The 10,462-nt window shown below is 63.8% G+C and carries 8 protein-coding genes; 6 read left to right on the top strand and 2 right to left on the bottom strand.

Going from position 1 to position 10,462, the window contains the following annotated elements:
- The first annotated feature begins 116 nt into the window (after positions 1-116).
- A complete protein-coding gene (locus tag EOA36_RS15920; protein ID WP_127278447.1) occupies positions 117-602 on the top strand; it encodes a flavin reductase family protein in 486 nt (161 codons plus the stop codon).
- A gap of 170 nt (positions 603-772) precedes the next feature.
- Here EOA36_RS15920 and ubiG read toward each other — a convergent pair whose 3' ends face one another.
- Both ubiG and EOA36_RS15910 read right to left on the bottom strand, forming a co-directional pair.
- Complete coding sequence (gene ubiG / locus EOA36_RS15915) at positions 773-1,522, bottom strand: bifunctional 2-polyprenyl-6-hydroxyphenol methylase/3-demethylubiquinol 3-O-methyltransferase UbiG (protein WP_127278446.1); 750 nt, start codon at positions 1,520-1,522, stop codon at positions 773-775.
- A 101-nt stretch (positions 1,523-1,623) separates the two neighbouring features.
- Positions 1,624-3,462: a CHASE3 domain-containing protein gene (locus EOA36_RS15910; RefSeq protein WP_127278448.1), complete on the bottom strand. Its 1,839-nt coding sequence runs from the start codon at positions 3,460-3,462 to the stop codon at positions 1,624-1,626.
- A gap of 233 nt (positions 3,463-3,695) precedes the next feature.
- On the opposite strand from EOA36_RS15910, the gene EOA36_RS15905 reads away from it, so the two are divergent.
- The 5 genes from EOA36_RS15905 to EOA36_RS15885 form a co-directional block, all read left to right on the top strand.
- Positions 3,696-4,949, top strand: a complete 1,254-nt coding sequence (locus tag EOA36_RS15905) for an aspartate kinase (protein WP_127278445.1) — start codon at positions 3,696-3,698, stop codon at positions 4,947-4,949.
- Positions 4,950-5,030: 81 nt separating this feature from the next.
- Positions 5,031-7,301: a phosphoenolpyruvate--protein phosphotransferase gene (ptsP, locus tag EOA36_RS15900; RefSeq protein ID WP_127278444.1), complete on the top strand. Its 2,271-nt coding sequence runs from the start codon at positions 5,031-5,033 to the stop codon at positions 7,299-7,301.
- A gap of 10 nt (positions 7,302-7,311) precedes the next feature.
- Positions 7,312-8,391: a peptide chain release factor 1 gene (gene prfA / locus EOA36_RS15895; protein WP_127278443.1), complete on the top strand. Its 1,080-nt coding sequence runs from the start codon at positions 7,312-7,314 to the stop codon at positions 8,389-8,391.
- Positions 8,384-9,262 (top strand): peptide chain release factor N(5)-glutamine methyltransferase, encoded by an 879-nt coding sequence (prmC, locus tag EOA36_RS15890; protein ID WP_127278442.1) that lies wholly within the window; start codon positions 8,384-8,386, stop codon positions 9,260-9,262. Before prfA ends, prmC begins: the two co-directional genes overlap by 8 nt.
- Positions 9,263-9,564: 302 nt before the next feature.
- Positions 9,565-10,462 (top strand): DUF4167 domain-containing protein (locus EOA36_RS15885; RefSeq protein WP_127278441.1); only part of this gene is annotated, 898 nt, incomplete at its 3' end.

The raw sequence follows: 10,462 nt of genomic DNA, 5'->3' as shown, positions 1-10,462 counted from the left end.
ATTATGCAGAGGAATTCCCCTATTTCCGCGACAACGTCTTGCCTATTCTCGAACAGAGAGGCATCCGCATCGCGCCGGCCGCGATACAGTCGGCGGCGTAGTCAAAGGAGCGAGCGATGGTCGAAGTAGCGGATTTTCGCGCCGCCATGCGGCTCATCGTCGGCAATGTCAGCGTCATCACCGCCGGCGTTGGCGACGACCGTTCCGGCCTCGTCGTCATTTCGGTGGTCTCGCTGTCGGCGGAGCCGCCCAAGGTGATCGCATGCGTCAACCGGTCGTCATCGACCTGGCCGGTCATCGAGCGCCATCGGCATTTCGGCGTCAATTCGCTCGGACCTCAGCACCAGCACGTGGCGGAGCGCTTCTCCGGCTTTGGCGGCATCAAGGGCAAAGATCGCTACGAGGGCGCCGACTGGATGACGCTGAAGACTGGAGCCGCGCTGCTTTCGGACGCCGTGGCCGCCTTCGACTGCAGCCTCGACGAGATGATCGACCGCGGCACGCATTCCATCGTCATCGGTTCCGTCGAAGCGGTGCGCACCCGAGACAGCGGCCAGGCGCTGATCTATTGGCGGGGTGGCTATCGGCCGCTCGACGCCTAGGACTTATCGATATTCAGGTGAGGCCGGCCTGCAAACGGCTGATACCCGCGCTTCCGGTGCTCACGTGCCAGAAGTACGCTCCGCTCCGGTTCTCGGTATCAGCCGCTTTCGACGCGGCCTGACCTGAATCTCAACACATCCTTGGTGGGAATTACAGGAAAAGAGGTCGATCAGACCGATCCCTTTTCCGCCAGCACCATGTAGTTGACGTCCATGTCCTTCGACCGCGCCCAGCGGTCGGCAAGCGGATTGTAGGTGACGCCGGTGCGGTCGATGATGGTCAGGCCGGCGCCGTCCAGCGCCTTTTCCAGCTCCTCCGGGCGCACCAGCTTGCCGAACTGATGAGTGCCGCGCGGCAGCCAGCGCAACACATATTCGGCGCCGATGATAGCGAGGCCGAGCGCCTTCAGCGTGCGGTTGATGGTGGCCACGAACATGATGCCGCCGGGCTTGACCATCTCGCCGCATTTGGCGACGAACAGGTCGATGTCGGCGACATGTTCGACCACTTCCATGTTGAGGACGACATCGAATTTTTCGCCGGCCTCGGCGAGATCTTCCGCCGTCGTGGCGCGATAGTCGATGCTCACATTGCCCTCGGCGGCATGCAGTTTCGCCACTTCGATGTTCGTTTCGGAAGCGTCCGCTCCGATCACCTCGGCGCCGAGCCGCGCCATCGGCTCGCACAAAAGGCCACCGCCGCAGCCAATGTCGAGGATACGCAGGCCTTCGAACGGCCGCGCCGCGCGCGGGTCGCGACCGAAGCGCGCCGCGATCTGGTCGCGGATATAGGAAAGCCGGACCGGATTGAATTTGTGCAGCGGACGAAACTTGCCGTTCGGGTTCCACCATTCGGCGGCAAGGGCGGAAAAGCGTTCCACTTCTCCGGCATCGATCGTCGATCGTCGGGGCTCAGGCATAGGTTGGTCTCCTCGGACGCTACGAAGTCGGGCGTGAGGCATCGAATGTCAAGGCAACAATTTTCAATGCTGACAAAGTGACTGGCCGACCAAAGGCCAGCCTATTTCGAGTCCAGCACGTCGCGCAGCTTGGCCGCCAGCTGCTCGATGGTGAACGGCTTGGCCAGGAAGTGCACGTCATGGTCGAGCACGCCGTTGTGGACCACGGCGTTCCTGGTGAAGCCGGTGGTGAAGACGACTTTCAATCCGGGCTGGCGCGCGAGCGCTTCTTCGGCGAGCTTGCGGCCATTCATCACCGGCATGACGATGTCGGTGAAAAGCAGGGCGATGCCGGGTGTCGCGGCGAGCTTCTGAAGGGCCTCCGGTCCGCCTGCCGCATGGATGACGGTGTAGCCGAGTTCGCGCATGACCTCGGTCGTGGCAGCCCGCACGCGGGCATCGTCCTCGACGACGAGGATCGTCTCGGTGACCTTGGCGGCGCTCTTGCCGTGCCCGGCGGGCGCTACCGGCTCCTCTGGTCCAAAAAACCGGGGCAGATAGATCTTGATCGTCGTGCCTTCGCCGGGCTCGGAGTAGATCTTGACGTGGCCGCCTGACTGTTTGACGAAACCGAACACCTGGCTCAGCCCAAGTCCCGTGCCCTTGTTGGCCGGCTTGGTCGTGAAGAAGGGCTCGAAGGCCCTGGCGATAATCTCAGGCGACATGCCCGCACCGGTGTCGGTTACCCCAATCATCACATATTGGCCAGGCGCGACCTCGGCATGCGTCGATGCATAGGCCTCGTCGAGGTGGCTGTTGACGGTCTCGATGGTCAGCTTGCCGTCATTATCCATGGCATCGCGGGCATTGATGGCCAGATTGAGGATCGCGTTCTCAAGTTGGGAAGGATCGGCATGGGTTTTCCACAGGCCGCCCGCCAGCACGGTTTCGATGCGGATGCCTTCACCCAGGGAACGGCGCAGAAGATCTGACATGCCGGTCAACAGCCGGTTGGTGTCGACAACCTGCGGCGCCAAAGGCTGCAGGCGGGAGAAGGCAAGCAAGCGGGAGGTCAGATCGGCGGCACGGCTGGCCGCGTCCGTCGCGGCCTCGACAAGCTTTTCAATGTCATGTTCGCCCCGTTTCAGCTTGCGCTGGGCAAGGTTCATCGCGCTGAGGATGACCGCCAGCATGTTGTTGAAGTCGTGAGCGATCCCACCGGTCAACTGCCCGACGGCTTCCATCTTCTGCATCTGGCGCATCTGGGATTCGGCATTTTCCCGCGTCTGGATCTCGTTGCCGAGCTCGATGTTCTTGCGCATCAGCTCTTCCTGGACGACGAGCACATCGCGGAAGCGGCGGCGGGATTGACGGATGGTGCAGACGCCAAGCAGGAAAATCGCCAGCAACGCAGCCAGCGAGCCGATGCGCAACCAGGCCTCGACCCGGTCGGTTTGCTCGTCTCGCGCGGCCACGGCGGCGGCGCCAATACGTCGGATCGTGTCCATGCTGGCCCGGATTTCGTCCATGGCCGCCTTGCCCTGGCCGCTGCGGACCAGTTGCAGGGCCTTTGCCGCATCGCCTCGATCATAGAGGGCGATCGTCTGGGACAACTCAGCCTGCTCTTGCGAAAGCGCTTCCTTGATGTGGCTGATCTGCTGGACGATCTGGTCGTCGGGAGTGGCCGCGCTCTCGATCCGCGCCAATTGTCCCGGAATTGCCTCGACGGCCTTCCGATAAGGCTCCAGATAGGATTTTTCACCGGTCAACAGGTAGCCGCGCTGACTACTCTCGGCGTCTTGCGCCAGTGAAAGCAGCCCGGAAAGCTGCTCCTGGTATTCGATTGTTTCGCGCGCGGCGGCACGATTGGCCCTTTGGCTCTCGACGAGCACGGCTCGGGCGCCGACGATCAGCGCCAGCGCGGCGAAGCCGGCGACAATCGGGAGCGGTTGCAATCGCATGGCGCGCCGAAGACGAGCGATCATCAGTTATGCCGAACCAAAGGAATTCCCCGCAAGCAGCATTTGGTAAGCGGCGCCGGCCTGGAAGGCAATATTCCGTGTTGCTGCGGTCAGCCTTGCGAAACCTTCCTCATTTGGCTAAGGAGGCCGCGCATCCAGCAGCCGGCGCCAGCCGGGCGCTTTTCTTCCGTTTTCGGCTCCGGGCCGGCTCCAGTCAAAGGCATTTCGCTTCCATGGCGCGTATCGTGATGAAATTCGGCGGAACCTCCGTCGCCGACATCGCCCGCATCCGCAACGTGGCGCGTCACGTCAAACGCGAAGTCGATGCCGGCCACGAGGTGGCGGTGGTGGTTTCGGCGATGGCCGGCAAGACCAATGAACTGGTCGGCTGGACGCGCGAGGCCTCGCCAATGCACGACGCACGCGAATATGACGCGGTCGTCGCTTCCGGCGAACAGGTCACGGCCGGCCTGCTTGCCATCACCTTGCAGAACATGGGCGTGCACGCGCGTTCCTGGCAGGGCTGGCAGATCCCGATCAAGACCGACAACGCGCATGGCGCGGCGCGCATCCTCGACATCGACGGCGCCTTCCTGGTCAAGCGCTTTGGCGAGGGGCAGGTGGCGGTCGTCGCCGGCTTCCAGGGCATCGGACCGGACAACCGCATCGCAACGCTTGGCCGCGGCGGCTCCGACACCAGCGCCGTGGCGATCGCCGCCGCGGTCAAGGCTGACCGCTGCGACATCTACACCGACGTCGACGGGGTCTACACCACCGACCCGCGCATCGAGCCGAAGGCGCGCCGGCTGGCCAAGATCTCCTTCGAGGAAATGCTTGAAATGGCCTCGCTCGGCGCCAAGGTTCTACAGGTGCGTTCGGTCGAGCTTGCCATGGTGCACAGGGTGCGTACCTTCGTGCGGTCGTCCTTCGACGATCCCGATGCGCCCGGAATGGGGGATTTGCTCAATCCTCCGGGAACGCTCATTTGCGACGAGGAAGAGATCGTGGAACAGCAGGTCGTCACCGGAATTGCCTACGCCAAGGACGAGGCGCAGATTTCGCTGCGCCGTGTCGGCGACCGGCCAGGCGTCGCCGCCGGTATCTTCGGCCCGCTGGCCGAGGCCAACATCAATGTCGACATGATCGTCCAGAACATCTCCGAGGACGGCAAGCTGACCGACATGACCTTCACCGTGCCGTCGGGCGATGTCGACAAGGCGCTGGCCGTGCTCGACCGGCTGAAGGCCGAGATCGGCTACGATGTCGTGCAGTCGGAAGCCGGCATGTCGAAGGTTTCGGTCATCGGCATCGGCATGAGGAGCCATGCGGGTGTTGCCGCAACCGCCTTCAAGGCGCTGGCCGACAAGGCGATCAACATCCGCGCAATCACCACCTCCGAGATCAAGATTTCGATACTGATCGACGGTCCTTATACCGAACTGGCGGTTCGCACTTTGCATTCCGTCTACGGTCTGGATAAGCAGTAGCAAGACTGAATCAGTTGTTGCGCGCATGCCGGCCGCGGCGGAAACTGCGGCGGCAAGTGTTTCATTGGAGAAGAAGCCGCGATGCGTGACCAGGCCAGCGGCCCGCGCGTTTTGCTGAAACGGCTCCGCGAGCTCATGCAGGAGCCGCTGGAGCCGCAGGAGCGGCTTGACCGCATCGTGCGCGACATCGCCTCCAACATGGTCGCCGAAGTGTGCTCGCTCTATGTGCTGCGCGCCGATTCGGTGCTCGAACTCTACGCCACCGAAGGCCTGAACCCGAACGCTGTCCACCTGGCGCAACTGCGGCTGGGACAAGGCCTGGTTGGTACGATCGCGGCGAGTGCCAGGCCACTCAACCTGTCCAACGCACAGGAACATCCGGCCTTCGCCTACCTGCCGGAGACCGGGGAGGAGATCTACAATTCCTTCCTCGGCGTCCCGGTGCTCAGGGCAGGGCGTACGCTCGGCGTCCTGGTTGTCCAGAACAAGACCATGCGCCACTACCGCGACGACGAGGTCGAGGCGCTGGAAACCACCGCCATGGTCATCGCCGAGATGATCGCCACCGGCGATCTGGCGCGGCTGACCCGGCCGGGCCTCGAACTCGACCTGCGCCGGCCCGTCAGCTTCACCGGCCTGTCCTTCAACGACGGCGTCGGGCTTGGCCATGTCGTGCTGCACGAGCCGCGCATCGTCGTCACCAATCTGTTCAACGAGGACAGCGAGGAAGAGGTCCGCCGGCTCGAAGCCTCGCTCGGTTCGCTCAGGCTCTCGATCGACGACATGCTGGAACGCCGCGATGTCGCCTTCGAGGGCGAGCATCGCCAGGTGCTGGAAGCCTACCGCATGTTCGCCAACGACCGCGGCTGGGTGCGCCGGCTGGAAGAGGCGATCCGCAACGGCCTGACAGCGGAAGCGGCGGTGGAAAAGGTGCAGAGCGACATGCGTGCCCGCATGCTGCACATGACCGATCCCTACCTGCGCGAGCGGATGAGCGATTTCGACGATCTCGCCAACCGGCTGCTCCGCCAGTTGATGGGCCGCGGGCCCGAGGATGTCGCGGCCTCGCTGCCGAAGGACGCCATCATCGTCGCCCGCTCGATGGGCGCTGCCGAACTGCTCGATTATCCGCGTGACAAGCTGCGTGGCCTGGTGCTCGAGGATGGCGCGGCGACCAGCCACGTCGTCATCGTCGCGCGCGCCATGGGTATTCCGGTCGCCGGCCAGATGAAGGGCGCCGTTTCCATGGCGGAAAACGGCGACCCCATCATCGTCGACGGCGAGGAAGGCGCGATCCATCTGCGGCCGCAGTCCGATCTCGAAGCCGCCTATGCCGAAAAGGTGCGGTTCCGGGCGCGCCGGCAGGAGGTCTACCGCGAGCTGCGCAAGAAGCCGTCGACGACCAGGGACGGTGTCCAGGTCGATCTGCTGATGAATGCCGGGCTTGCCGTCGACCTGCCGCAGCTTGCCGAGGCGGGAGCTGCCGGCATTGGCCTGTTCCGCACGGAACTGCAATTCATGGTCGCTTCGACCTTTCCACGCGCCGAGGCCCAGGAAAAACTCTATCGCGACGTGCTCGAGGCCGCGCGCGGCAAGCCGGTCACCTTCCGCACCATCGACATCGGTGGCGACAAGGTGCTGCCCTACTTCAAGGGCGCGATCCAGGAAGAAAATCCCGCGCTCGGCTGGCGCGCGATCCGCCTGACGCTCGACCGGCCGGGCTTGCTGCGCACCCAGATCCGCGCCTTGCTCAAGGCCAGCGGCGGGCGTGAACTCAAGTTGATGCTGCCGATGGTGACCGAACTTGGCGAAATCGCCCAGGCGCGCGAAATCATCGACCGCGAGGTGCGGCATCTCTCACGCTTCGCCCACCACCTGCCGACCAGTCTCAAGCTGGGCGCCATGCTGGAAGTGCCGTCGCTTCTGTTCCAGCTCGACGAACTAATGAAGGCGGTCGACTTCGTCTCGGTCGGGTCGAACGACCTGTTCCAGTTCGTCATGGCGGTCGACCGCGGCAATACGCAACTGGCCAATCGCTTCGACACGCTCTCGGCGCCATTTCTGCGCGTGCTCAAGCAGATCGCCGACGCCGGCGCACGCAATCATACGCCCGTCACCCTGTGCGGTGAACTCGCCGGCAAGCCGATCTCGGCGATGGCGCTGATCGGCCTCGGTTTCCGCTCGATCTCGATGTCGCCAGCCTCGATCGGCCCGGTCAAGGCGATGCTGACGGAGCTGCCGCTGGAGGAGCTGAAGGCTTTCTTCGACGACAATCTGATGGCGCCGGCGCAAGGGCTGCCGATGCGGGCGTTGCTGCAGGCCTTCGCCGACGACCGCTCGATCCCGTTGTAGCACCCGCATCATGGTCAATTTGCCCCGCGATCGTATGGATCAAGTCGTTAAGCGTTTCGAGATGCTCGAAGCGCAGATGTCGGCCGGACCGGCGCCGGATGCCTATGTGAAGATGGCATCGGAATATGCCGAGTTGCAGGACATGGTGGCCAAGGTCAGGGAATTGCGCTCGGCCGAGCATGAGCAGGCCGACCTCGAAGCGATGCTCGCCGACAAGGGCACAGACGCCGAGATGCGGGCGCTCGCCGAAGCCGATCTGCCTGGAGTGGAAGATCGCATCGAGGCGCTGCAGAAGGACATCCAGATCCTGCTTCTGCCCAGGGATGCCGCCGACGACAAGAACGCCATCCTCGAAATCCGCGCCGGCACCGGTGGCGATGAGGCGGCGCTCTTCGCCGGCGACCTGTTTCGCATGTATGAGCGCTACGCCGCCGAACGCGGCTGGCGGTTCGAAACGGTATCGGCGAGCGACGGCGATGCCGGCGGCTTCAAGGAAATCATCGCCACGATCTCGGGCAAGGGTGTGTTCGCCCATCTGAAATTCGAGTCCGGGGTGCATCGCGTCCAGCGGGTGCCTGCAACCGAGGCCAGCGGGCGCATCCACACGTCCGCCGCCACCGTCGCCGTGCTGCCGGAAGCGGAAGAGGTCGACATCGACATCAGGGCCGAGGACATCCGCATCGACACGATGCGTGCCTCGGGCTCCGGCGGCCAGCACGTCAACACCACCGATTCGGCGGTCCGCATCACCCATCTGCCGACCGGTATCATGGTGGTGCAGGCGGAGAAGTCGCAGCACCAGAACCGGGCCAAGGCCATGCAGATCCTGCGGGCCCGGCTCTATGACATGGAGCGCAGCAAGGCGGATGAGGAGCGTTCCGAATCGCGCAAGTCGCAGGTCGGCTCCGGCGACCGCTCGGAGCGCATCCGCACCTACAATTTTCCGCAAGGCCGCGTCACCGACCACCGCATCAACCTGACGCTCTACAAGCTCGACCGGGTGATGATGGGTGAACTCGACGAAATCGTCGCGGCGCTGATCGCCGATCACCAATCGAAGCTGCTGGCCGATATCGGCCTCGATGGCTGAGCATTCGCCCGAGGCGCTGGGGCCGCTGCTGCGGAAAGCGCGGGCCAATCTTGCCGCGGCCGGTGTCGATGATCCCGCGCTCGATGCGCGGCTGATCGTCGAGCACTATTCCGGCACGACGCGTACGCAGGCCATCGCCGACCCCGAACGCATGATCGACGCAAACGCCATCGCCGCGATCGACGACGCCCTGAGACGGCGAGCCGGTGGCGAGCCGGTGCATCGCATCCTGGGCTATCGCGAATTCTACGGTTTGCGCCTGTCGCTGTCACCGGAGACGCTGGAGCCGCGACCGGACACCGAGACACTGGTCGAGGCGGTGCTGCCCTTTGTCAAGGCGGTGGCCGCACGGGAGGGGGTATGCCGCATCCTCGACCTCGGCACCGGCACGGGCGCCATTGCCCTGGCGCTGCTGAGCGTCGTGCCGGCGGCGACCGCCACCGGTGTCGACATTTCCGCCGGCGCACTGGCAATGGCGGCCCGCAATGCCGTGCAGTTCGGGCTCGGCGGCCGGTTCATGACGGTTCAGTCGGACTGGTTCGAAAAAGTTTCCGGCCGATACCATGTAATTGCCGCAAACCCTCCCTATATACCTTCGCAAGACATTGGAAATCTGCAGGACGAAGTCCGCGATTTCGACCCGCGCCTGGCCTTGGATGGCGGCGTGGATGGGTTGAACCCCTACAGGATCATCGCCGCCGAGGCGGCAAGGTTTCTGAAAGCCGAAGGCAGGATTGCGGTCGAGATCGGCCACACGCAAAGCAACGAGGTCAACGATATATTTGGCGCGGCCGGTTACGCGGGCGGCGAGGTGTTTTGCGATCTCGGCGGAAACGACAGGGTTCTTGTTTTTCAACGGGCAACACCTTGACGCAGTGCGAAAAAACCGCTTGGCAATGCCGGGGAATGCAGCTAGGGTCGCCTTACCGGATGAGACGAAGCAGGCAGTGCTCTTAGCGATTCGGTTTCCTTGGAAATAGCTGCCTTCTTGCGCAAACGACGCCCAAGCTTCGTGCGGGAATCGTCCGGCAAGTGATGTAACCGGAACAGGATGGCACGTGGCGCCAACGCAATCGATGCGGGCGAACGCCGGTGAAGAAACGAAACGGCTGGCTGCATGAGCGCCTCCGTTCGTGAAGAGTTTTTCGAAAATTTCACTATGAAGAGAGTCTAATGAGGCCACAACAGCAGAACAGGCGCATGCGCGGTCGCAACAACAATGGCGGCGGCGGTGGCAATAACAATAACAATAACAACAACCGCAAGGGACCAAATCCCCTGACGCGCAACTACGAGAGCAACGGCCCGGACGTGAAGATCCGTGGATCGGCTCAGCAGATCGCCGAAAAATACGCCACCTTGGCCCGCGATGCGCAAAGTTCCGGCGACCGGGTCATGGCGGAGAACTATCTCCAGCACGCCGAGCACTACAATCGCATCATTGCCGCCGCGCAGGCACAGATGCCGATCCAGAACGTCCAGCAGAACCGCGACGAGTTCGACGAGGACGGCGATGAGGATCGCGACGAGTTCGACAATGCTGGCAACAGTGGGGCCGGCAACAGTGGGGCGTCCAATAGCAGCGGCAATGCTGGTTCCGATCCACAGATTCCCGTGGTCAACCACGGCGCTGGCCCGCAGCCGGTGATCGAGGGCATGCCGGCCGAGGTTGCGCTAAACCGGGACGGTCGCGACAATCGTGACAATAGCGGGCGCGACAATGGCGGGCGTGACAATGGCGGGCGCAACAACAGCGGCCGCGACAACAACAATGGCGGGCGCCATCGCGATCGTCGCCCTAACGGCGGCTACGGCCAGAACGGCCAGCGCGACTATGCTTCGGCCGAACAAGGCGGCCAGCAGCAGCGCAACGAGGCCTCGGGACAGACTGAAGTGCAGGCAGAGCCCGCTTCGCCGTCCGAGACCGTGGCGGCAGCCGAGCCGGCTCCACGGTTCGAGAATTTCTCACCGGCAGGTCTGGCCGCTCAAGCCGAACTCAACGAGGCGGCCGAGAGCGGTGCTGCTCGCCGCCCACGGCGTCCGCGCCGTCCGCGCACCAATCCCGACCAGG

Origin of the sequence: Mesorhizobium sp. M8A.F.Ca.ET.021.01.1.1 (assembly GCF_003998025.1) — a bacterium.
Taxonomy (GTDB): Bacteria; Pseudomonadota; Alphaproteobacteria; order Rhizobiales; family Rhizobiaceae; genus Mesorhizobium.
The sequence above is the reverse complement of the archived record's forward strand: the minus strand, read 5'-3'. Positions and strand labels throughout refer to the sequence as shown.